Below are 21,688 nucleotides of genomic sequence, written 5' to 3'. Positions count from 1 at the left end.
CCTATGGATGACTCAGATTATTTACGCCTGCTGACCATCGCGGCCGAGCAAGCCAACGCGTTCCTGTCCAATGCCCGCAAATGGGAGCGTGAGCGTTGGGTCTGTCAGCGCCTGCTGCAAGGCCTGAACATTCCCTATCGCGCCGACGAATTCGCCCCGGCCGGGGAGCCGCCGGACGTGCTGTTTCGTGACGCCAGTTTCGAAGTGTTTTTCGTGCTCGATGAAGGCCGACGCCTCAACGACGAATGGCGCGATGAGCTGCAACGCCGGCGCAGCGCATTTTCCCTGAGTCAGCTGGTACGCCGCGAGGCCAAACCCCGGCGCATCCCGGCCAATGAATTTCTGCTGAGACTGGCGCCGACCTTGCGCAAAAAAGCGCACAACTACAAAGAGCGTGGCATGGACCTGGGCGAACTGGACATCATCGCCTTCGCCAGCCTCAAGCGCGAAGTGCTGGACCTCAACAGCCATTTCCCACCGCCGACCGAATACCTGCGCCAGGGCTGGCGCTCGTTGTCGCTGGTCGGTCCAACTTTCGCCCGTGTGCTGTTCGCGCACCCGGACGCACCGGATTTCCTGCGCAGCAACCTGGGCCGCAGCATTGTTTTCGATGTCGGGATCAGCCTGTGAGTCCGTTGCAGGAACTGATTGCCGAAGTGCCGCAACAGGGCCAGGTCCGCTGGATCGGCGTGCGACCGCAATCACGTTCTCAGATGCTCGAACTCGATGCCGTGGAGGCGCGGCTTGAAGCCGGTTTGACCGGTGATCACGCGCGTCCCGGCGCGCGCAATGCACGGCAGGTAACGCTGATTCAATGGGAGCATCTGGCGGTGATCAATGCGCTGATGGGCCGCCCGGTCGATCAACCGGTGTTGGCGCATGATTTGCGGCGCAACCTGGTCATCAGCGGCATCAATTTGTTCAGTCTCAAAGGCCGACGCTTCAAGATCGGCCAGGCGATTTTCGAAACTACGGGCTGGTGCCAGCCCTGCGCCCGCCTCGAGAATAACCTCGGCCCCGGGACCTTTCAGGCCGTTCGCGGACATGGCGGAATCACCGCCCGAGTGTTACAAAGTGGAATCATTCGCCTGGACGATACGGTGAGCGTCGAGCCTGTTCCAGACAGCGGCTATGCTCCGTTCAACGTTCGTTAAATCAGCCTGTAGCTTCTACACATTCAGCAACGTCTACCCCTGACGAGGCCCAATATGACCAGCCGCCTGAACCCCGACGACCAAAAGCATGTCGAAGAGTACCTGCACCTGTCCCAGCACCGAGTCGAGCGCCGGCCTTTCCGGCCGTGGATGCTCCTGGTGGTGGTGTTGGCAGTGACCATTGGTTTAGGCCTGTTGAGCCGACTTATCAGTTACCTGACGCTATGAGCTGCTTCGCGCTCGCTCGGTTGACTGCACCGATTTCTTTTAGCCTTGCGAGATATCCCCATGACTCATCGTATTGTCATCGTTGGCGGCGGCGCCGGCGGTCTGGAGTTGGCTACCCGTCTGGGTAAGACTCTGGGCAAGCGCGGCACGGCCAGTGTGATGCTGGTCGACGCGAACCTGACCCACATCTGGAAACCGCTGTTGCACGAAGTGGCGGCAGGTTCCCTGAACTCTTCCGAAGACGAACTCAACTATGTTGCCCAAGCAAAATGGAACCACTTCGAGTTCCAGCTGGGGCGCATGAGCGGGCTTGATCGCGCACAGAAGAAAATCCAGCTGGCCGCCACCTACGACGAAGCCGGCATTGAATTGGTCCCGGCGCGCGAAGTGGGTTACGACTCGCTGGTGATCGCAGTCGGCAGCACCACCAACGATTTCGGTACTCAGGGCGCGGCGCAACACTGCCTGTTCCTCGACACCCGCAAACAGGCCGAGCGTTTCCACCAACAACTGCTCAACCACTACCTGCGCGCCCATGCCGGACAGACCGACAAGGTCGAGCAGATCAGCGTGGCCATCGTCGGCGCCGGCGCCACCGGGGTCGAACTGGCTGCCGAACTGCACAACGCCGCCCATGAACTGGCGGCTTACGGCCTGGACCGGATCAAACCGGAAAACATGCACATTACCTTGATCGAAGCCGGGCCACGGGTGTTGCCAGCGCTGCCGGAACGCATCGGCGGGCCGGTGCATAAAACCCTGGAGAAACTCGGCGTTAACGTAATGACTAATGCTGCGGTCAGTGAAGTGACAGCCGACAGCCTGATGACCGCCGATGGCAAAGTCATCAACGCCAGCCTGAAAGTCTGGGCGGCCGGGATTCGGGCACCGGGCTTCCTCAAGGACATCGATGGTCTGGAGACCAACCGGATCAATCAGCTGCAAGTGCTGCCGACCCTGCAAACCACCCGCGACGAAAACATCTTCGCCTTCGGTGACTGCGCGGCCTGCCCGCAGCCGGGCACCGATCGCAATGTACCGCCGCGCGCCCAGGCCGCGCATCAGCAGGCTTCGTTGCTGGCCAAATCGCTGAAGCTGCGGATCGAAGGCAAGCCTCTGCCGGCGTACACATACACCGACTACGGCTCGCTGATCTCGCTGTCGCGTTTTTCGGCTGTGGGTAACTTGATGGGCAACCTCACCGGTAGCGTGATGCTTGAGGGTTGGCTGGCGCGGATGTTTTACGTGTCGCTGTATCGCATGCACCAGATGGCGCTGTATGGCGCGTTCCGCACGGCGATGCTGATGTTGGGCAGCAAGATCGGGCGCGGGACTGAGCCGCGGCTCAAACTGCATTAAGATCTTCAGCGTCCATTAGGGCCTCTTCGCGGGCAAGTCGGATCGCCGCACCGCTCGCTCCTACAAGGTCACCACCGATCTGTGGGAGCGAGGCTTGCCCGCGAAAGAGGCACCTCGGCCCCACTATCTTGCACTTGTGTGTCTCACTGTATCTCTCCCCCCGTTTCATCCCCTTCGCTTACAAACTCCCCCCTTGCGCGACACAGTAGCGATACACCCCGCCCTTTAAATGGCCACATCCGAGCAAGGCAACTCGCCCGCTACGGTTATCGCCGCACTTACGTGGCGTCCTTTATCGAACGGTTGTGTCGTGCAACCCAGGAGTATTGAAATGTCCCGTACCACCAAAAACACTATTGGTCTGCTCGGCGCAGTTTTGGCCGGTGGCATGATGTTGTCCGGCTCGGTGTTCGCCTCGCAACCGCTGACTCAGGGCTACCTGCTGGCCTCGGCCGAACAGGTCGTGAAAACCCCTGAAGGCAAATGTGGCGAAGGTAAGTGTGGCGATGCGTCGATGGCAAAAACCGACACTGATAGCGACGGCAAGGTGTCCCGTGCGGAATTCCTGAAAGTCGCGCCAAAGTCCAATTTCGACAAGATCGACACCAACCATGATGGCTTCATCGACGAACAAGAGGCCTTCGATAACGTGAAAGCCAACTACGAAGCCAATGGCAAGAAAATGCCAAAAGGTTTGTTCGAGCACCTGAAAGACCAAGACGGCGCCTAAGTTTCCGAGATCCAAACCGCGCTTCTCCATCGAGAAGCGCGGTTTTTTTGCGTCTGGAACATTTAAAGCTGGAAGCGCCGCACCATGCCCTGCAAGGCATTAGCCAGTTGTGATAGCTCATGGCTGGACGCGCTGGTCTGATCCGCCCCGGTGGCGGAACGCACCGAAAGGTCGCGAATATTCACCAGATTGCGATCCACTTCACGCGCCACCTGCGCCTGTTCTTCGGCGGCGCTGGCGATCACCAGGTTGCGCTCGTGGATCTGGTGTACTGACGCGGTAATGGTCTGCAACGCTTCGCCTGCGCGTTCGGCCAGGGCCAATGTACTGGCCGCACGGGTTGAGCTGGCTTGCATGGAATCCAGCGCCTGAGTTGAGCCGTTGCGCATGCCCTGAACCATTTGCTCGATTTCCTGAGTCGATTGCTGCGTGCGATAAGCCAAGGCTCGAACTTCGTCGGCAACCACCGCGAAACCTCGACCGCTCTCCCCGGCGCGCGCCGCTTCAATGGCAGCGTTGAGGGCCAGCAAGTTGGTTTGCTCGGCAATCGCACGAATTACATCCAGTACCTTGCCGATGTCCTGAGACTGGTTGGCCAGGGACTGCACCAACCCGCCAGTGATCTGCACATCGCTGGCGAGTGCGCCAATGGCGCTAACCGTTTCACTGACCCGCTCCTGGCCCGCGTGCGCGGACTCACTGGATTGGCGCGTGGCGTCGGAGGTAGACACCGCGTTGCGGGCAACCTCCTCCACCGCGGTAGTCATTTCAGTGACCGCCGTCGCGGCTTGTTCGATTTCGTTGTTCTGCTGTTGCAGGTTCTGCGTGCTGTCGAGCGTGACCGCATTCAACTCGTCAGCCGCTGTCGTCAATTGCGCCGCCGAACCGCTGATACCTTGCAAGGTTTCACGCAGGTTGTGTTGCATGGTCGCCAACGCCTTGAGCAAGCGACTCACTTCATCGTTGCCATGGGTTTCGATGGGGCGAGTCAAGTCGCCTCGTGCCACGTTTTCCGCGGCATTCAACGCTTCGCTCAACGGCTTGACGATGCTGCGGGTCAGCAGCATGGCCAGGGCGACAGTGGCCAACGCCGCCAACGCGATAAACAGGCTGACGATCATCCGCGATGTTTCGTAATGCGCTTCAGATTTCTGGCTCTCGGCGGCGACTTGTTTGGCGAACAGATCCGCCAGGTCAGTGAGCTGTTTGCCGGAACCATCGACCACGGTTTTCATGTCTACCAGCAGCAACTTGGTCAATTCGTCATGACGACCCTGTTCGGCCAGGGAAAAAGATTGGGCAATGCCGGCACGATAAGCCGCGAAGGTGGTTTTGAACTGGTCATACAAGGCCTTGCCTTCTGCGGTGTTGACCAACTTGTCATAAGCCGCAATCTTTTCGCTCAATTCTTTATCGCGGGTGTCCATCTGGCCACGGTAGACAGGAATGTTCTTCGGATCCTGATCCAGGGCCATGCGCAGGGAAATAGTACGGATGCGCAACATAATTTCGCGGATCTCGTCACCACCGCGAATGCTCGGCAGCCATTGCTTCTCCACCGCCACCTCGCTGTCGCGAATGCTCGACATTTGTCCCAGCGCAAAAATCCCGAGCAACGCCACCAACACCGCGATCAAGGCGAAACCCAATGCGGCACGCGGGGCAATATTTAACTGACGAAGAAACATAACGAGCGCCTTTTCTTTTTGTTGGCTTGAAGTGGAGGCCCAGTCTGCGCCCCGTTAGCTCGTTATCGGCAAGTTGTACGATGACTTGAAACAATGTGCTTTTTCGAAGACAAAAAAAATCCCCGTATCTTTCGATACGAGGATTTTTAATATGGTCGGGGTAAGGGGATTCGAACTCCTGACATCCTGCTCCCAAAGCAGGCGCGCTACCGGACTGCGCTATACCCCGGTAAAAAAAAGGCGACCTTCACAAGTCGCCTTCTTCGATCAGTGCTTTTGGCCTCTGATCTTAAGATCTGATCCCAGCGTTAACTGGTTTCAAAAATGGTGGGTCGTGTGGGATTCGAACCTACGACCAATTGGTTAAAAGCCAACTGCTCTACCAACTGAGCTAACGACCCAAAAATGGTCGGGGTAAGGGGATTCGAACTCCTGACATCCTGCTCCCAAAGCAGGCGCGCTACCGGACTGCGCTATACCCCGGCTTGAAATTGGCTCCGTGACCAGGACTCGAACCTGGGACCCAATGATTAACAGTCATTTGCTCTACCGACTGAGCTATCACGGAACTACATATTTCAATTTACAACTGTGAAGCTTGCTTCACCTCTTCGACCCGTTCGCATCACTGCGTTCGTGTGTCTGAGGCGCGCTATTCTACAATCTTAAGCACCTCTGTCAACCCCCTAAATTGCTTTCAAGTTAATGATTTGCAACTTATTTCAGATTCCTGCTTGGGGAGCAGAAACCCTTCAGGGCGACTTACTGCGGGGCGCACTTTACAAGCCTTTTCCTTTCAGTTCAACAGCCTGGCGAAAAAAAGGCCTCGCAATGCGAGGCCTCTTCAATTTTGCTGCCGCCGTGGATCAGACGAATACGATTTCGTCGTTTTCCACGACGCCTTTCGCGGTCTCGCCGGGCATGAAACGGCCCGACAGAATCAGCTGCGCCAGCGGGTTCTCGATCCAGCGCTGGATCGCTCGTTTGAGCGGCCGTGCGCCGTACACCGGGTCGTAACCGACAGCGATCAGCTTATCCATCGCCTCAGGGCTGAGCTCAAGCTTCAGCTCGCGCTCGGTCAGGCGACTGCGCAGACGACCCAACTGGATCTCGGTAATGCCCGCGATCTGATCCCGAGCCAACGGTTCGAAGATCACCACTTCGTCGACCCGGTTGATGAACTCCGGCCGGAAGTGCGTGGAAATCGCATCCATTACCGCCGCACGTTGCGCCTCACGATCACCGACCAGTTCCTGGATCTGTACCGAGCCCAGGTTGGAAGTCATGACAATCACGGTATTTTTGAAATCCACCGTGCGGCCATGACTGTCGGTCAGTCGTCCATCTTCCAGCACTTGCAGCAAGATATTGAAGACGTCCGGGTGGGCCTTCTCGACCTCGTCCAGGAGGATTACCGAATAAGGCTTGCGACGCACCGCCTCGGTCAGGTAACCGCCCTCTTCATAGCCCACGTAGCCTGGTGGCGCGCCGATCAGTCGAGCCACGGAATGTTTCTCCATGAACTCGGACATGTCGATCCGTACCATCGCCTCTTCAGTATCAAAGAGGAACTCGGCCAGTGCCTTGCACAGCTCGGTTTTACCGACACCGGTCGGGCCGAGGAACATGAACGAACCGCTCGGGCGATTCGGGTCGGACAACCCGGCACGAGAACGCCGCACCGCGTTGGAGACCGCGATCACCGCTTCGTCCTGGCCGATCACACGTTGGTGCAACAAGCTTTCCATCTTCATCAGTTTGTCGCGCTCGCCTTCGAGCATTTTCGACACCGGAATACCGGTCCACTTGGACACCACTTCGGCGATCTCTTCTTCGGTCACCTTGCTGCGCAGTAACTGGTTTTCAGTTTTGCCGTGCTGGTCGACCATTTGCAGGCTGCGCTCCAGGTCCGGGATGATCCCGTACTGCAGCTCGGCCATGCGATTCAAGTCGCCTTTGCGGCGGGCCGCTTCCAGTTCCTGACGGGACTGTTCGATTTTTTGCTGGATCTGCGCAGAACCCTGAACTTCGGCTTTTTCCGCGTTCCAGACTTCTTCCAGGTCCGAGTACTCACGCTCGAGACGGACGATTTCTTCCTGGAGTTTTTCCAGACGTTTTATGGCCGCTTCGTCGCTTTCTTTCTTCAGCGCCTGGGATTCGACCTTCAACTGAATCAGGCGGCGCTCAAGACGATCCAAAACTTCCGGTTTGGAGTCGATCTCCATGCGGATGCGGCTGGCCGCTTCGTCGATCAGGTCGATGGCCTTGTCCGGCAGCTGACGATCGGTTATGTAGCGGTGACTGAGCTTGGCCGCGGCAATGATCGCGCCGTCTGTGATTGCTACCTTGTGGTGAACCTCGTAACGCTCTTTCAGGCCACGCAGGATAGCGATGGTGTCTTCTTCACTCGGCTCGTCCACCAGAACTTTCTGGAAGCGCCGTTCGAGGGCCGCATCCTTCTCTATATATTGGCGGTACTCGTTGAGCGTGGTCGCACCGACGCAGTGCAGCTCACCGCGAGCCAACGCCGGCTTAAGCATGTTGCCCGCGTCCATCGAGCCTTCGCCCTTACCGGCGCCGACCATGGTGTGCAGTTCGTCGATGAACAGAATGATCTGCCCTTCCTGCTTCGACAGTTCGTTGAGCAGGGATTTGAGGCGCTCTTCGAACTCGCCACGGTACTTGGCGCCGGCAATCAACGACCCCATGTCCAGGGACAACAGGCGTTTGCCTTTCAGTCCATCGGGCACTTCACCGTTGATGATGCGTTGGGCCAGGCCTTCGGCGATGGCGGTTTTACCCACGCCAGGTTCACCGATCAGCACCGGGTTGTTCTTGGTGCGGCGCTGCAGGACCTGAATGGTCCGACGAATTTCGTCGTCACGGCCGATCACTGGATCGAGCTTGCCTTCTTCGGCGCGCTTGGTCAGGTCGACGGTGTATTTATCCAGTGCCTGGCGCGACTCTTCGTGGTTGGCGTCATTGACGGCCTCACCACCGCGCAGGTTGTTGATTGCATTTTCCAGGGCTTTCTTGCTGACGCCCTGGCCGAGCAACAATTTGCCGAGCTTGCTGTTCTCGTCCATGGCGGCGAGCAGCACCAGTTCGCTGGAGATAAACTGGTCGCCCTTCTGCTGGGCCAGGCGATCGGCCTGGTTGAGCAGGCGCGCCAAGTCCTGCGACATGTTCACATCGCCGGTCGGGTTCTGGATTTTTGGTAGCTGGTCGAGCTCTTTGGTCAGCTCTTTACGCAAGCTGTTGACGTCGAAACCTACCTGCATCAGCAGGGGTTTGATCGAACCACCCTGCTGCTCAAGCATGGCCTGCATCAAGTGCGCCGGCTCAATGCCGGGATGGTCAAGGCCGACGGCCAGGGATTGGGCGTCGGACAAAGCTAACTGCAACTTGCTGGTTAAACGGTCTATACGCATGGGTCACCTTCCTTTTGAGCAGGCCGGACCGATAAAACATCCTGAATGAAGAAACCTGCCAGATACCGCTATAGATGCGGTCGATTCTGGAAGATTCAAGCGTCAAGCAGTTGATGTAGATCAGCGAAGTTTAGCGTTCGAGCCATACAAGGGAGGCAAACCGACCGGTGCGTGGACTGCGGCGGTAAGAAAAGAAACGTGGATCGGTCACGGTGCAGAAGCCGCCACCATAAACAGCGGTGACACCGCGAGCCGCCAGGCGTAAACGCGCCAGCTCATAGATGTCGGCCATGAATTTGCCAGCATTGGCACTCGGCACAAAGGCTTGGGCGGCTTCGGGCAATTGCTCGACGAAGGTTTCGCGCACTTCAGGGCCGACTTCAAAGGCTTGCGGGCCAATGGCCGGGCCAAGCCAGACCAGCACCTCGGCAGGCGGCACGGCCAGAGTGTCGAGCGTCGCTTCCAGCACACCCATCGCCAACCCGCGCCAACCGGCATGGGCCGCCGCTACGCGAGTGCCGGCACGGTCGCAAAACAATGCCGGCAGGCAATCAGCGGTCATCGCCGTGCAGGCGATACCGGGCGTTGCGGTCCAGCTGGCATCGGCAGTGGCCACCTGGCTTGGGTCTGCGTGGGCCACGGCGATGCCGTGAACCTGCTTTAACCAGGCCGGTTGAATAGAGAAATGATCGGTGAGGCGACGGCGGTTTTCGACAACGGCATCGGGGCTGTCGTCGACGTGATCGCCGAGGTTGAGGCTGTCGAACGGCGCCAGACTGACGCCGCCCGCTCGGGTGGTAACGCAGGCTTTCACCCTGGCCGGCGCTGGCCAGTCAGGAATCAGCCAGTCACTCATCCGATGAACGCCTCGCGGTCTTGCTTGAGCAGCGTCAGCAACCAGACGAAATCGTCCGGAAGTGGCGATTCCCAGCTCATCCGCTTACCGGTCGTCGGGTGATCCAGCTCCAGGAACCGCGCATGCAGTGCCTGACGCGGGAACGCCTTCAACGATTCGACCATGGTCACGCTGGCTGCCGGCGGAATGCGGAAACGACCGCCGTAGGCAGGGTCTCCGACCAACGGGAAGTTGATGTGAGCCATATGCACACGAATCTGGTGCGTACGACCGGTTTCCAGCTTCACCCGCACGTGAGTGTGGGAGCGGAAACGCTCGAGCACGCGGTAATGACTGACGGCTTGCTTGCCACCTTCCATCACCGCCATGCGCTGGCGTTGCTGACCGTGACGACCGATCGGCGCGTTGATCTTGCCGCCGGCAGTCACCACACCGATCACGATGCACTCGTAGATCCGGCTTACGCTACGGCTCTGCAATTGCGTGACAAGCTGTGTCTGTGCCTGAATGGTCTTGGCCACCACCATCAGACCGGTGGTGTCCTTGTCCAGGCGGTGCACGATACCGGCGCGGGGCACATTGATAATGTCCGGCACGTGGTGCAGCAAGGCATTGAGCAAGGTGCCATCGGCGTGACCGGCGGCAGGATGCACCACCAGACCCGCGGGTTTGTTGATCACCAGGATGTCGTCATCTTCATAGACGATGTCCAGTTCGATGTCTTGAGCGATCCATTCGCCCTGAGCTTCCTGCTCGGCAGTGAGCTCAAGAATGGCGCCACCATGAACGATGTCTCGCGGGCGGATAACCGCCCCATCCACAGTCAGGCGGCCGTCTTTGATCCAGGCGGAAAGGCGCGAGCGCGAGTGCTCAGCGAATAATTGTGCGGCGACTTGATCGAGGCGTTGGCCGCCCAATTCGGACGGCACCTCTGCGCGAAGTTCAATTTTATCGGACATGCTCGGACTAGGCGTCGGCACAGCCTTTGGTTTCGGCTGCGCGCTTGTGGTTAAATACGGCGTCTTTTGCCCCGAGGCTATTCAACGGGGCGCTCATCATAACAGGACGGCCCCGCCCAAGACAGCGGCCGTCATAGGGACGCAAGCCGCCATGCAAGTGAAACACCTGCTGCTGATCGCCATCCTCGCATTGACCGCTGCTTGCTCATCGAAGGAAGTCGTAGACGAAAACCTGAGCGAAGTCGAGCTGTACCAGCAGGCTCAGCACGATCTGGACAACAATAGCTACACCGCCGCCACAGCCAAGCTGAAGGCGCTGGAGTCGCGTTATCCGTTCGGTCGCTACGCCGATCAGGCTCAACTCGAGCTCATCTACGCCAACTATAAGAACACCGAGCCTGAAGCTGCAAAGTCCGCCGCCGAGCGCTTCATTCGCCTGCACCCGCAGCACCCGAACGTGGATTACGCGTATTACCTCAAGGGCCTGACTTCTTTCGACCAGGACGTCGGCCTGCTGTCGCGCTTCCTGCCGTTGGACATGACCAAGCGTGACCCGGGTGCCGCTCGCGACTCCTACAACGAGTTCGCCCAGCTGACCAGCCGCTTCCCCAACAGCCGCTACTCACCGGACGCCAAGCAGCGCATGATCTACCTGCGCAACCTGCTGGCGGCCTACGAGATTCACGTTGCCGACTACTACCTGACCCGTCAGGCCTATGTCGCCGCCGCGAACCGTGGTCGTTATGTGGTGGAAAACTTCCAGGAAACCCCTTCGGTCGGTGACGGCCTGGCGGTGATGACAGAGGCCTACCAGCGTCTGCACCTGGACGAACTGGCCAACACAAGCCTCGAAACCCTGAAGCTCAACTACCCGAACCATCCAAGCCTGGTCGACGGTCAGTTCGTGCCATCGGTGGCCGAAGCCGACAACCGTTCGTGGTTGAGCAAAGCGACCCTGGGCCTGATCGAATCCCGTCCACCGCTGCCGCCGGGCGAAACCCGCGCCAACCAGGACGTGCAAAAGCAGTTCCAGGACGCCAAGGACGCGATTCCGAACGATCTCAAGCCTAAAGACGAAAATGGCGACGTGATCGAAGAAGAGGAACACGAGTCCGAAGCCAACAACAGCGACCGCTCGTGGTTCAGCTACATGACCTTCGGTGTGTTTGACTGATACGTCGGGTGGTACAAGAAGGAGCCTTTCGAGGCTCCTTTTTTATGGGCTCGATTATTACGCTGTGCGCTGGTCATGTCCTTGGCTAAACTGGCTAATCACTAGCCAAAAAGCTGCTCATCATGCTTCGTTTATTGTTCTGGATCGCCCTGATTGCCGCTGCGGTATGGTTCTGGCGCAAGTTCAAGGGAACGTCTACTGCTCCCAAGTCCACTGCCGAGCTGGAAGCGGCCCCGATGGTCCGCTGCGCCCATTGCGGCGTACACCTGCCACGCGACCGCGCGCTGAGCCTTCAACAACAGTGGTATTGCAGCCAGGCTCATCTTGAGCAAGGCCCGGGTCCAAGTGATCGCTGAGACGTCCAGTCCCGGCATCAAACAGGCCCAGCGACTGCTGCGCCTCTATCATCTTTACCGTTTGAGCGTCGGCATCACCTTGGTGCTGTTGATCTCCAGCGACATGGACAACCAGCTGCTGACGTTCACCAATGACGACCTGCTGCGCAGTGGCAGCTGGGTATACCTGGTACTGAATATCCTGCTGGTGGTGTTCCTCGGGAACACCCGGCGTCCGGCGCAACTGTTCAGCCTGGCGCTGACCGACGTCCTGCTGCTATGCGGTTTGTTCTACGCCGCCGGTGGTGTGGCCAGTGCCATCGGCAACCTGCTGATCGTATCGGTAGCCATCAGCAACACCTTGTTGCGAGGGCGCATCGGCCTGTTGATTGCCGCCGTCGGCGCGCTCGGCATCGTGGGGCTGAGCTTCCTCCTGAGTTTCAGCCATCCCGCCACCCCCAATGATTACTTGCAAGCCGGCACGCTCGGCGCCCTGTGTTTTGCTGCGGCATTGCTGGTGCAAGGGCTGATCCGACGCCTGGAAGTCAGCGAAACCCTGGCCGAACAGTGGGCCAGCGAAGTCGTCGGTCTCGAAGCCCTCAACGCACTGATCCTGCAACGCATGCGTACCGGCATCCTGGTACTCGACGACCAGCGGCGGGTTCAACTGGCCAACCACAGCGCCTTGAACCTGTTAGGCAGGGAAAGCCTTGTAGGCCAACTGATCGACGAGTACTCACCCACCCTGGTCGAACGTCTGCAACTGTGGCTCAACAACCCGACGCTGCGCCCCCAGAGCCTGAAAGTCGCCAATAGTGGTCTGGAGTTGCAACCGAGCTTCATTGCCCTGGACCAAAGCCCACACCACCAGACCCTGGTCTTTCTCGAAGACCTCGCGCAAATCGCCCAACAGGCCCAACAACTGAAGCTGGCCGCCCTCGGTCGCCTGACCGCCGGTATCGCCCATGAAATCCGCAATCCACTGGGCGCCATTAGTCATGCCGCGCAGCTATTGCAAGAATCAGAGGAACTGAACAGCGCGGATCGACGTCTGACACAGATTATTCAAGACCACTCTCAGCGAATGAATCGGGTAATCGAAAACGTCCTGCAACTGTCTCGCCGCCAGCAAACCGTGCCGCAAAGGCTCGATCTGAAGCCGTGGCTGGAGCAGTTCGTCGCCGAAACCCGCGAAGGCGCGACCGAGGGTCAGCAGATTCACCTGCGCATTGGCTCGGGAGACTTCAAAACCCTGATGGACCCCAACCAGCTGACCCAGATTCTCGACAATCTGTTGCGCAACGCCTGGCGCCATAGCGCCTTGAATCACGACCCGGCTCAGGTCTGGCTCGAGTTGTTTGTCGACCCGGATAGCCAGCTGCCAATCCTCGAGGTCCTGGATAATGGCCCCGGCGTGGCACCGGAGCATCAAGCGCACTTGTTCGAACCGTTCTTCACCACGAGCACCCAAGGCACCGGCCTGGGGCTTTATCTGTCCCGTGAGCTGTGCGAAAGCAACCAGGCCCGCCTAGACTTCAAACCACGCCAAGGCGGCGGCTGCTTTCGCATCACCTTTGCTCACGGACGGAAACAAAGTTGAACATATGCCCACGGCAAAAAGTCCTGATCGTCGACGACGAACCGGATATCCGCGAACTCCTGGAAATCACCCTGGGACGGATGAAACTCGACACCTTCAGTGCCCGCAACCTCGGCGAAGCCCGAGCCCTGCTGACGCGGGAGACGTTCGACCTGTGCCTGACCGACATGCGTCTGCCGGACGGCACCGGCCTTGAGCTGGTGCAATACATCCAGCAACGCCACCCACAAGTACCGGTGGCAATGATTACCGCTTACGGCAGCCTGGAAACGGCGATCAATGCCCTCAAGGCCGGCGCCTTTGACTTCCTGACCAAACCGGTGGACCTTACCCGCCTGCGGGAACTGGTCAGCAGCGCGCTGCGTTTGCCTGCGTCGGGCGGCACCGGCACCGCCATCGATCGCCGGCTGCTGGGTGACTCACTGCCCATGCGTGCCCTGCGCAAACACATCGACAAACTGGCCCGCAGCCAGGCGCCGGTGTACATCAGCGGCGAATCCGGCAGCGGCAAGGAATTGGTCGCGCGACTGATCCACGAGCAAGGACCGCGCGCCAGCCAGCCGTTTATTCCGATCAACTGCGGGGCGATTCCGTCGGAATTGATGGAGAGCGAATTTTTCGGCCATCGCAAAGGCAGCTTCAGCGGTGCCATCGAAGACAAACCCGGACTGTTCCAGGCCGCCCATGGCGGCACCCTGTTCCTCGACGAAGTGGCGGATTTGCCGCTGGCGATGCAGGTCAAGCTGCTACGGGCAATACAGGAAAAAGCCGTTCGCGGTGTCGGCGAGCAGCAGGAAACCGTGGTCGATGTGCGTATCCTTTGCGCCACCCACAAAGACCTCGACGCCGAAGTCGCCGCCGAACGCTTTCGCCAGGATTTGTACTACCGGTTGAACGTGATCGAACTACGGGTGCCGCCCTTGCGCGAACGCCGTGACGACATCGAATCGCTCGCCAGCCATGTGCTCAAACGCCTGGCCATCAGCACCGGCCAACCCGTCGCAAAACTCCACCCGGATGCCCTCGACGCGCTGAAAAGTTATCGCTTCCCCGGCAACGTGCGGGAACTGGAGAACGTGCTCGAACGGGCTCACACGTTGTGCGAAAACAAGCAGATCGAAGCCAGCGACCTGCGACTGGCCGAAGGCAACTGCAACCCGGAAGGCGGTGTGCCGGACCTGACGCAGATCGACAACCTGGAAGACTACCTGGAAAACGTCGAACGCAAACTCATCCTCCAGGCCCTGGAAGAAACCCGCTGGAACCGCACGGCGGCGGCTCAGCGGTTGAGTCTTTCATTCAGGTCGATGCGCTACAGGCTCAAAAAACTGGGACTCGATTGAGTCTCAGATCCGTCCAACCGGCGCATACGGTGCCGGATCAATGATCGGCTCACGCCCCAGCATCACATCCGCAAACAACTGACACGACGCCGGCGCCAGCACCAAGCCGTTACGGTAATGCCCGCAATTGAGCCAAAGCCCATCGAACCCCGGCACCCGACCGATGAATGGAATGCCTTCCGGCGAGCCCGGGCGCAACCCGGCCCAGTGCCCCACGACCTCGGCATCCGCCAGTGCAGGAATCAACTCCACCGCCGACGCCCTCAAACTTTCCAGGGCAGCTTCGGTCGGTGTCTTGTCGAAGCCTTCGTGTTCCAACGTACTGCCAATCAGAATGTGCCCATCGCGCCGAGGAATTGCATAACGCCCCTTGGCCAGAACCATGCTCGGCAGGAAATCCGCGGCGCATTTGTAGAGAATCATCTGCCCTTTCACCGGCTCGACCGGCAGGTCAAGGCCCAGGCTTTTTAGTAAATCACCGCTCCAGGCACCAGCGGTCAGCACCACCTGATCGCCGTGGATAATGCCCGTTGACGTCTGCACACCGACGACTTTATCGCCGTTGCGAACAAACCCGCTGACTTCGCACTGCTCCTGGATCGTCACATTCGGCAGCGACAGCAATGCAGCCTTGAGCGATTTCACCAACCGCGGATTGCGCACATTGGCTACGTCTGCCATGTAGATCGCCCGGGAAAAACCCGAGCCCAATACCGGCACAGCGTCATGAGCCGCCGAGATATCCACAGCCCGCAACGGACGGTTTTCCCGCTCGGCCCAAGCCAGGGCCTCGGCCTCATCATCCAGATCCAGCCAGTACAACCCGGTGGTATGCACTTCAGGATCGACACCGGTGGCTGCAAACAATCGCTCGCCCAGCTGTGGATAAAAATCCTGGGACCAATGCGCCAACGCGGTGACCGCCGGGCTGTAGCGCCATGGATAGAGCGGAGAAACGATGCCGCCGCCGGCCCAGGACGATTCCTGACCGACGTTCGAGCGATCCAGCAGCACGACGCTTTGCACTTCGGACGCGAGATTGAACGCCGTCAGCAGGCCAATCACGCCACCGCCGACAATCACCACTTGCTGTTGCCTGGTCATGTTCTGATCCAACCGTTAAATAGACAGAGGGCGCAAAAAGGCGCCCGAAAAAAGAAACTCAGCGACCCCAGCAATCTTTCGTGGCAAGCCCGGACGCCGCATTGACCATGCTTCTGACACCGGTGTTGGTGATGGTGAAATCCCCACACTTGTCAGTCTCCATGGCTTTGCCAGCCTTGCGAACTGCCGTCAGCAGGAAGGTCTGATCGGTCAGGGTCTGGGTAATGGTGTAAAAGTCATTGCCGGCGCTCAGGCCTGCGGCGTTGGTGTAGACATTGCTGTTCGAATAAAAACGCTCGAGGATCTGCGCCTGCTCGGAGAGCAGCCCGGCCACTTCAGTTCGACGGCCCTTTTTCACGTATTCGGTGAGACTCGGGTAGCCAATGGTGATGACGATCCCGATGATCGCAATCACGATCATGATTTCGATCAGGGTAAAACCTCGGTTGGATCTGCGCATGCCTCAACTCTCACTTACTGTATTTGTCGCCACATGATGCGACGGTTGTCACCGCCGCCGGGCTTTTCCACCAGCGTAGTCACGCCGCCACTGGAGTCGTTCACAATCTTGCGGGTCGCTCCGTTGACGATGGCATTCAGGGTCGGAATGCCACCGGTAAAGATCACCCCGCTGGATACCGTGTCGGTGCTGTCGACCACCCCGTCGCCGTTGCTGTCGAGCACCGCGTAGTTGAGCATCTTACCGCTGAACGCATCCAGTTCGACCAGTTTGCCAGTGCCAAAACTGGCACAGGGGTCCGTGGTGTCCACGCTCGCCGTGGTAAATACAATCCGCTGCCCCACCAGACTGGCCTGATTGATTACCCGCTCGCCGGTCAACACGTTGTTGTATACCAATGGTAGATACCAGCCCTTCTTTGCCGGATAGGTCACGTCGTTCTGGCTGGTGGTGATGAGTTGCCCACTGCTACCCGAGACCACGCCAGTCACCGCCTGAGCCTGCAAACTGGACGTTTTGATTTTCCCGGAGCCACCTTCCGCATCCCACACTGCATAGAACGCCTGAATGTCTTTGTTGGTCTTGTCGGCAGTCTCATTGAATTTACCGGTACCGAAAAACACTTCCGTCCCCCCCAACGAATTATCCGCCAGCAAGGGTTGCGCGGTAATCGGCTGGGTGACGCCGCCCGCAGTGGTAAACAGCGGTTTGCGGGAAAACGCCAGGTCCCACGACGCCGGGGCGGTGTCGGTGGGGCTCAAATCAAACTTCCACAGCCTCCCCTTCAAGTCGCCGCCATAAGCGGCCTGCACCACATTCTGCGAGTTAACCCGAAGCTTTACCGACGACAGGCCGTTGGTCGTCTCGGAGCCGTCGACCACTATTTTCTTGATCAGCGAGCCGTCACGAATGTCGACCACGTACAACGCTGCCACCCCGGAGTTGCTGCCATAACCATTGGAGATGAATGCCGCCCATCGACCATCGGCCAAGCGTGCCACTTCCGGTCGTGCATAGGCATAACCCAGATCATTGAAATCGTTCTCGGAGTCGGGGGTTGTCGGCGCGCTGATCTCCCACAACGCCTTGGTCACATTGCCTGCCGAGGCGTCGAACAGTTGCAGCGCATAGAAGGTTCGCCCCCCCGCCCCTGTCCCGCCCAACGCGAGGGTTTTCCAGGCGCTGTCGAGCTGGGCATCGAACACGCCCACCTGACCGTCCACCAAAAACTTGTGGCTCACCCCATTTATGTAAGTGGTGTCGGCGATGTAGTGCAGTGACGGCAACACACTGGACGGCATAAAAGCGTAACGCCGCGTGCCATTGGACGTGTTGATGACGTTTACAAAGCCGTCATTGGCGTTCACCACCAGGCTGGCGTTCATGGTTGTCGCTTTGGTTGCCAGATACGTGCTGTAAGTGGTGTCGCCTGACAGATCGGCCGCGGTTTTATCCGTGGGTGATGCCAGGGCCAATGGCGAATTGATGATGTCGCCAAGCAGCACACTGCGCACTTTCAGGCCGGCCTTGTTGGTGCCCTTGCTCCACTCCACCAGATCGCTGCCGGTGATACCGGTGGGCAAACTCTGGCTGAGGGATATTTGCTGGTCAATGGAAAATTGGTCGTGTGTCAACGTCACAGCCACTTTGGTCAGAGTGTTCCAGGATTGGTAGGTCGGCGCAGTGGCACCGGGCACGATGGCGGTATCAGTGGTCCATAACACCGAGGCGGTGTCGACCGCGCCACCGGAGGTAAATCCGTAGGACTTGATCGTGCCGCGCCAGTCCTTGGGATCGTAACTGGTCTGGAAGAAACTCGACCCGCTGGCCAGAGTGGTCCCACTGGCGACGCCCCCCCCACCGGAGCCGGCCTTGGAGGTGATGTCGCTCAGCGCCGACGACAGTGCACTGTTGAGTCCTGTACTGTCGGTCGCTTGGTAATACTTGCCCTGCCCGTAACTCGCCGCGTCCGACAACATCTGGTTCGAAGTGGCGAAACCCACGGTGTAAGTGTTCATGTTCTGCTGTGGAAAATCCGCTGCGTCCCAGCTTTTGCTCGCAAAATCGGTGCCGGTCGTGCGCATGTCGATATCGAAGGCGAACTTGGCGATGTCATCCAGATAAAGGGTGTCGCCCTCATCGTCGCCACCGGGGCCGTCATTGTCCACATCGTCCCAATTGGGAAGACTGGGACCGCCCTGAGCAACGGCTTGTGGATCGTCAGTCGGAAAGGTCCGGTCGAAGGTTGGCAAGCCGTCGGTAATCACCACCCCATAGTTTTTCTGGCAACGGTACTGGATCGGACTGCTGTAGGTGGCGGGCGTTGAGTTGTAGAACGGCACCATGCCGCGCATGTACCGGGTGACTTCGTAATAGGCTTCTGCCAATGGCGTGTTGGCGATGGCTCTCAAGGCGCCGATCGAGTCGGTCAGCGCTTTGAATTTGGCATTACTCGACAGATCGTCGATGGGTATGGCGATATAGCCACCATTGCCGCGGTTGTTGCTGGTGACCGCGTTGAAGGTCGCAAGACCGATGCGCAGCTTGCGATTCGCGGTGACCAGCGCGGTCGATACGTTGCGCGCCACGCTCATGCGCGATTCGGTGGGGATGATTGAGTTGGTTGAAAAGTCAGTTCTTTGACCATTGGCCAGTCCGACTACGTACGAGATGTAATCTGCCGAATATCGTGTATCACCCTTGCCTGCCGGGTCCGGCAACTTGATGCACAAAGGAGTAACACTGTTGTTGTAGAACGCGTAGTAGCCGCCCGAGCAGCCCGAGGTCGCCAGGCTCGAGAGGAACACTGAATCCCCTGTGATGGGCGTCGAGGTCTCGCATACGCCCGACACGGCGTGGCATTCCCGGGCCGGCGTCCGGTTTACGGCGGGGTCGAATGCGGCAGCATAGATGATGTTGTTCATGCTCCCCGAATCGTCGATCAATAACATCACGTTCGGCGCGACGGCCGCGGCGCTCAACAGCGGAGAATCCGACGGCGTGAAGGCATACGCTGGCGCTGAGAGATAAAAACCCAACAGTGCGCCACATAACAGCTGAAACAACCCGGCGCGTGTTTTAGTACTTCGCATAAATACTCTCCAACACACTGCGCGAGTTGCCCGCAATGCCCACGGCGGTTACGCGGTACAGCGTCACGTAGTCGCCGTTCATGTTCACCCCAGCGCTGGTAACTCCAATATTCTGTACCCCGTAAAAGCCACTGCCGGAGGCTTTCCAGGTCACGCCTGAGGTTGAATTAACCCCTGCGGCGGTGATTAGCGACGACTCAGCCGGCGGCGCGCACTGGGGGGGGACATCGATGCATAACTTCAACGAGTAAGTCTTCAGTTCCACCTCACTTTCGCCAACGCGCAACGCCGCTTCGGCGCTCTGGAATGACTGGTTGCGCAAGGACACGCTGCCAGCCATTTTTTCCTGCAAAGTGGCGCTCTGCATCGAAGAAAGACCGATCAGGGTCAGCAACAGAAGAAACACGAGACTCACCAGCAACGCCATACCACGCTGAGAGTGAGAGTTGATTGAAAACATTGCTCCTCTCCTCATCGCAGCCGGTTGCGCAAAGCGGCAACCACGCTGTAGGTTTGATCGCGCACCCGCTTTTTCGGGTCTGTGAGGGTCAGGGTCAGGCGCACACTACGGATTAACTCCAGATCGGAAGGGGTGGGGGTGCTGCTGTATCTGGAGGCGGCAAAGTCGTCGACTGTTTTGGCGAGGCCGAACATCACACTGAACACACTGACGTTGTCCACCAACACAGCCTGAGCCGGCGTACCCGCGCCAGTGCCCATCAACAGCTGATTGTTGCTGAAACTGTAGATCAGCCGCCGTATCGGAAACGCTAGTTGCCCCGATGTCACTTGTTCCTGCGTCAGGGGCCGCGCGCCAGTGTAGGCAGTGGAACTGGGGGGAGGGGTGGGGCTGGCGGGGAGGCTGGCTCGACACTCGGAAACCACCGTCCAGGTCGGCACACTACTACTGCCGACATCCGCAGTCACCAGGGTCAGCTTGCTGTTCGCGTTGTCCCAACTGATGGGCGTTGCCCGGGCAGCAGCGAAATCACCGACCAAGCTTGAATCGGTGATCGCCTCCAGGCACCCGAACATGCCGACCATACGAATTTCCTGAATCATCTTGCTCAGCACGAATCGTGCGTCTTCCTGCATGTTAGCCGCAGCGTTCTGGCTGACATAAGTGTTCTTGGCCGCGATGAAGACCTGCGCCACACCCAGCACCACGATCAGGCTCAACGCCATGGCAATCAGCAACTCGATCAGGCCGAAACCTTGATTGGACCGGTTCATTGCGGAACCTTCGGTTCGGCAGTGGCGCGACTGGTCAAGACGAAGCTGCGTCGCGAATTGGCCACATTGGCGGCCCGCGAGTCATCCCAAGTGATGGTAATGGTGTACACCCGCTTATCGAGCGTAACGCTGCCGGTGGCAGTGGCGCCGCCGAAATTGACGATGTTGGTAGTGAAGTCGTAGAGGTCCTGATCCCGGGCGACGCTCAGGTTGCCCGAGGTCGGTGGCGTGATGGTGTAATCCTCTGCGGAGTTGGCGCGAATGCGGTCCATCATGTCGTAGGCGATAAAACTCGCCTGGCTGGTCATCCGCGCGCTGTCGGTGTACTTCAGCGCATTGAGCTGAATCGCCGCCGCCCCCAACAGCCCAACACCCAGAATCAACAACGCAACCAAGACTTCGATCAGCGTCATGCCCTCCTGTGCCCGCTTGCTCCATGCCCTCATCCGCAACTTCCACCCAATAGAATTCGTCCGTTCAAACACACATTCAGCGTCCTGCTTTGCGCCCCCAGTACATAGCTGATCACTACCGCCGTGGACGGTGCCGACAACCCGCCCAGATTGTTGAAATCGATGGCGGTCACTCCTGAGGTTAGCGTCAGAGTCGCCCCGCTGCTCATCGCTGGAACAACCCGCAATACATTGGCCAATTCGCCAGTACCGTCATAGACCGACAGATCCCCGGTCCAGGCACCGCCTTCCGTCGTTGGGCGAACCCGGGTGGTGACACCCCGATCGATCGCCTCGAGCCTGGCGAAATTCAGACCCCGTTGCAGATCACCGATTTCGGTGTCGGCCTTGGTGATTTGCACCGAACGGGTAAACGCCGGTACGGCCAGTGTGATCAGGATCAGAAATACCGCGAGCGCGACCAGTAACTCAATCAGCGTGAAACCTTTTGTACGATGATCCATCGGTGCCCTCCGTTGCCGTCGGCTAT

20 protein-coding genes and 4 tRNA genes are annotated in these 21,688 nt (G+C 58.9%); 9 read left to right on the top strand and 15 right to left on the bottom strand.

Annotated elements, in window-relative coordinates:
* Positions 1 to 3: 3 nt before the first annotated feature.
* The 5 genes from ACYZT5_RS29110 to ACYZT5_RS29090 all read left to right on the top strand — a co-directional run bounded on the left by ACYZT5_RS29110 (position 4) and on the right by ACYZT5_RS29090 (position 3,471).
* Positions 4 to 630 (top strand): DUF1780 domain-containing protein, encoded by a 627-nt coding sequence (locus tag ACYZT5_RS29110; RefSeq protein ID WP_007970534.1) that lies wholly within the window; start codon positions 4 to 6, stop codon positions 628 to 630.
* Positions 627 to 1,154 carry an MOSC domain-containing protein gene (locus tag ACYZT5_RS29105; RefSeq protein WP_462048434.1) on the top strand — a complete coding sequence of 176 codons (528 nt, stop codon included), beginning with the start codon at positions 627 to 629 and terminating at the stop codon, positions 1,152 to 1,154. The genes ACYZT5_RS29110 and ACYZT5_RS29105 overlap by 4 nt, the downstream gene beginning before the upstream one ends.
* Positions 1,155 to 1,208: 54 nt before the next feature.
* A complete protein-coding gene (locus ACYZT5_RS29100; RefSeq protein WP_032830895.1) occupies positions 1,209 to 1,382 on the top strand; it encodes a DUF3094 domain-containing protein in 174 nt (57 codons plus the stop codon).
* A 60-nt stretch (positions 1,383 to 1,442) separates the two neighbouring features.
* The gene (locus ACYZT5_RS29095; RefSeq protein ID WP_462048433.1) at positions 1,443 to 2,741 is read left to right on the top strand and encodes an NAD(P)/FAD-dependent oxidoreductase; all 1,299 of its coding nucleotides are present in this window, start codon (positions 1,443 to 1,445) and stop codon (positions 2,739 to 2,741) included.
* 331 nt (positions 2,742 to 3,072) lie between these two features.
* Complete coding sequence (locus ACYZT5_RS29090) at positions 3,073 to 3,471, top strand: HvfA family oxazolone/thioamide-modified RiPP metallophore (RefSeq protein WP_462048432.1); 399 nt, start codon at positions 3,073 to 3,075, stop codon at positions 3,469 to 3,471.
* A gap of 62 nt (positions 3,472 to 3,533) precedes the next feature.
* On the opposite strand, the gene ACYZT5_RS29085 is transcribed toward ACYZT5_RS29090, so the two are convergent.
* The 8 genes from ACYZT5_RS29085 to rluD all read right to left on the bottom strand — a co-directional run bounded on the left by ACYZT5_RS29085 (position 3,534) and on the right by rluD (position 10,405).
* The gene (locus ACYZT5_RS29085; protein ID WP_462048431.1) at positions 3,534 to 5,159 is read right to left on the bottom strand and encodes a methyl-accepting chemotaxis protein; all 1,626 of its coding nucleotides are present in this window, start codon (positions 5,157 to 5,159) and stop codon (positions 3,534 to 3,536) included.
* Between the two features lie 152 nt (positions 5,160 to 5,311).
* A tRNA-Pro gene (locus ACYZT5_RS29080) sits at positions 5,312 to 5,388 on the bottom strand.
* A gap of 96 nt (positions 5,389 to 5,484) precedes the next feature.
* A tRNA-Lys gene (locus tag ACYZT5_RS29075) sits at positions 5,485 to 5,560 on the bottom strand.
* A gap of 5 nt (positions 5,561 to 5,565) precedes the next feature.
* Positions 5,566 to 5,642 (bottom strand) — tRNA-Pro (locus ACYZT5_RS29070).
* 9 nt (positions 5,643 to 5,651) lie between these two features.
* Positions 5,652 to 5,727 (bottom strand) — tRNA-Asn (locus ACYZT5_RS29065).
* A gap of 298 nt (positions 5,728 to 6,025) precedes the next feature.
* The gene (clpB, locus tag ACYZT5_RS29060; protein WP_462048430.1) at positions 6,026 to 8,590 is read right to left on the bottom strand and encodes an ATP-dependent chaperone ClpB; all 2,565 of its coding nucleotides are present in this window, start codon (positions 8,588 to 8,590) and stop codon (positions 6,026 to 6,028) included.
* Between the two features lie 130 nt (positions 8,591 to 8,720).
* Positions 8,721 to 9,446 carry a peptidoglycan editing factor PgeF gene (gene pgeF, locus ACYZT5_RS29055; RefSeq protein WP_462048429.1) on the bottom strand — a complete coding sequence of 242 codons (726 nt, stop codon included), beginning with the start codon at positions 9,444 to 9,446 and terminating at the stop codon, positions 8,721 to 8,723.
* On the bottom strand, positions 9,443 to 10,405 hold the full coding sequence (rluD, locus tag ACYZT5_RS29050; RefSeq protein WP_140681055.1) for a 23S rRNA pseudouridine(1911/1915/1917) synthase RluD: 963 nt from the start codon (positions 10,403 to 10,405) through the stop codon (positions 9,443 to 9,445). The genes pgeF and rluD overlap by 4 nt, the downstream gene beginning before the upstream one ends.
* Before the next feature lie 151 nt (positions 10,406 to 10,556).
* Here rluD and ACYZT5_RS29045 point away from each other — a divergent pair, with 151 nt between their 5' ends.
* The 4 genes from ACYZT5_RS29045 (at position 10,557) to ACYZT5_RS29030 (ending at position 14,857) form a co-directional block, all read left to right on the top strand.
* Positions 10,557 to 11,579 carry an outer membrane protein assembly factor BamD gene (locus ACYZT5_RS29045; protein ID WP_462048428.1) on the top strand — a complete coding sequence of 341 codons (1,023 nt, stop codon included), beginning with the start codon at positions 10,557 to 10,559 and terminating at the stop codon, positions 11,577 to 11,579.
* 122 nt (positions 11,580 to 11,701) lie between these two features.
* A complete protein-coding gene (locus tag ACYZT5_RS29040) occupies positions 11,702 to 11,935 on the top strand; it encodes a PP0621 family protein (RefSeq protein ID WP_462048427.1) in 234 nt (77 codons plus the stop codon).
* Positions 11,925 to 13,514 (top strand): sensor histidine kinase, encoded by a 1,590-nt coding sequence (locus ACYZT5_RS29035; protein ID WP_462048426.1) that lies wholly within the window; start codon positions 11,925 to 11,927, stop codon positions 13,512 to 13,514. The genes ACYZT5_RS29040 and ACYZT5_RS29035 overlap by 11 nt, the downstream gene beginning before the upstream one ends.
* Positions 13,511 to 14,857, top strand: coding sequence for a sigma-54-dependent transcriptional regulator (locus ACYZT5_RS29030; RefSeq protein ID WP_462048425.1), 1,347 nt, complete (start codon positions 13,511 to 13,513; stop codon positions 14,855 to 14,857). The genes ACYZT5_RS29035 and ACYZT5_RS29030 overlap by 4 nt, the downstream gene beginning before the upstream one ends.
* 3 nt (positions 14,858 to 14,860) lie before the next feature.
* Here the strand turns inward: ACYZT5_RS29030 and thiO are convergent, their stop codons facing one another.
* From thiO to ACYZT5_RS28995, 7 genes are read right to left on the bottom strand one after another with little or no spacing between them, the layout of a single operon-like run.
* Positions 14,861 to 15,961: a glycine oxidase ThiO gene (thiO, locus tag ACYZT5_RS29025; protein WP_462048424.1), complete on the bottom strand. Its 1,101-nt coding sequence runs from the start codon at positions 15,959 to 15,961 to the stop codon at positions 14,861 to 14,863.
* Between the two features lie 58 nt (positions 15,962 to 16,019).
* Positions 16,020 to 16,421: a type IV pilin protein gene (locus tag ACYZT5_RS29020; RefSeq protein WP_462048423.1), complete on the bottom strand. Its 402-nt coding sequence runs from the start codon at positions 16,419 to 16,421 to the stop codon at positions 16,020 to 16,022.
* A gap of 14 nt (positions 16,422 to 16,435) precedes the next feature.
* Positions 16,436 to 19,513 carry a pilus assembly protein gene (locus tag ACYZT5_RS29015; protein WP_462048422.1) on the bottom strand — a complete coding sequence of 1,026 codons (3,078 nt, stop codon included), beginning with the start codon at positions 19,511 to 19,513 and terminating at the stop codon, positions 16,436 to 16,438.
* Positions 19,500 to 19,973, bottom strand: coding sequence for a pilus assembly PilX family protein (locus tag ACYZT5_RS29010; RefSeq protein WP_462048421.1), 474 nt, complete (start codon positions 19,971 to 19,973; stop codon positions 19,500 to 19,502). The genes ACYZT5_RS29015 and ACYZT5_RS29010 overlap by 14 nt, the downstream gene beginning before the upstream one ends.
* Positions 19,974 to 19,984: 11 nt before the next feature.
* Entirely contained in the window at positions 19,985 to 20,746 is a 762-nt protein-coding gene (locus tag ACYZT5_RS29005; RefSeq protein ID WP_462048420.1) for a PilW family protein, read from the bottom strand.
* Positions 20,743 to 21,192, bottom strand: coding sequence for a type IV pilus modification protein PilV (gene pilV, locus ACYZT5_RS29000; protein ID WP_462048419.1), 450 nt, complete (start codon positions 21,190 to 21,192; stop codon positions 20,743 to 20,745). Before pilV ends, ACYZT5_RS29005 begins: the two co-directional genes overlap by 4 nt.
* Positions 21,189 to 21,662, bottom strand: coding sequence for a GspH/FimT family pseudopilin (locus ACYZT5_RS28995; RefSeq protein ID WP_462048418.1), 474 nt, complete (start codon positions 21,660 to 21,662; stop codon positions 21,189 to 21,191). The genes pilV and ACYZT5_RS28995 overlap by 4 nt, the downstream gene beginning before the upstream one ends.
* Positions 21,663 to 21,688 lie beyond the last annotated feature (26 nt).

This window comes from Pseudomonas sp. LB3P14, assembly GCF_054898045.1.
This window is presented reverse-complemented; position numbering and strand designations above follow the sequence as displayed.

Coding starts and splice junctions, on each gene's coding strand:
- ACYZT5_RS29110 (WP_007970534.1), top strand. CDS start 4: ATGGATGACTCAGATTATTTACGCCTGCTGACCATCGCGGCCGAGCAA.
- ACYZT5_RS29100 (WP_032830895.1), top strand. CDS start 1,209: ATGACCAGCCGCCTGAACCCCGACGACCAAAAGCATGTCGAAGAGTAC.
- ACYZT5_RS29095 (WP_462048433.1), top strand. CDS start 1,443: ATGACTCATCGTATTGTCATCGTTGGCGGCGGCGCCGGCGGTCTGGAG.
- ACYZT5_RS29090 (WP_462048432.1), top strand. CDS start 3,073: ATGTCCCGTACCACCAAAAACACTATTGGTCTGCTCGGCGCAGTTTTG.
- ACYZT5_RS29085 (WP_462048431.1), bottom strand. CDS start 5,159: ATGTTTCTTCGTCAGTTAAATATTGCCCCGCGTGCCGCATTGGGTTTC.
- clpB (WP_462048430.1), bottom strand. CDS start 8,590: ATGCGTATAGACCGTTTAACCAGCAAGTTGCAGTTAGCTTTGTCCGAC.
- pgeF (WP_462048429.1), bottom strand. CDS start 9,446: ATGAGTGACTGGCTGATTCCTGACTGGCCAGCGCCGGCCAGGGTGAAA.
- rluD (WP_140681055.1), bottom strand. CDS start 10,405: ATGTCCGATAAAATTGAACTTCGCGCAGAGGTGCCGTCCGAATTGGGC.
- ACYZT5_RS29045 (WP_462048428.1), top strand. CDS start 10,557: ATGCAAGTGAAACACCTGCTGCTGATCGCCATCCTCGCATTGACCGCT.
- ACYZT5_RS29040 (WP_462048427.1), top strand. CDS start 11,702: ATGCTTCGTTTATTGTTCTGGATCGCCCTGATTGCCGCTGCGGTATGG.
- thiO (WP_462048424.1), bottom strand. CDS start 15,961: ATGACCAGGCAACAGCAAGTGGTGATTGTCGGCGGTGGCGTGATTGGC.
- ACYZT5_RS29020 (WP_462048423.1), bottom strand. CDS start 16,421: ATGCGCAGATCCAACCGAGGTTTTACCCTGATCGAAATCATGATCGTG.
- ACYZT5_RS29015 (WP_462048422.1), bottom strand. CDS start 19,513: ATGCGAAGTACTAAAACACGCGCCGGGTTGTTTCAGCTGTTATGTGGC.
- ACYZT5_RS29010 (WP_462048421.1), bottom strand. CDS start 19,973: ATGTTTTCAATCAACTCTCACTCTCAGCGTGGTATGGCGTTGCTGGTG.
- ACYZT5_RS29005 (WP_462048420.1), bottom strand. CDS start 20,746: ATGAACCGGTCCAATCAAGGTTTCGGCCTGATCGAGTTGCTGATTGCC.
- pilV (WP_462048419.1), bottom strand. CDS start 21,192: ATGAGGGCATGGAGCAAGCGGGCACAGGAGGGCATGACGCTGATCGAA.
- ACYZT5_RS28995 (WP_462048418.1), bottom strand. CDS start 21,662: ATGGATCATCGTACAAAAGGTTTCACGCTGATTGAGTTACTGGTCGCG.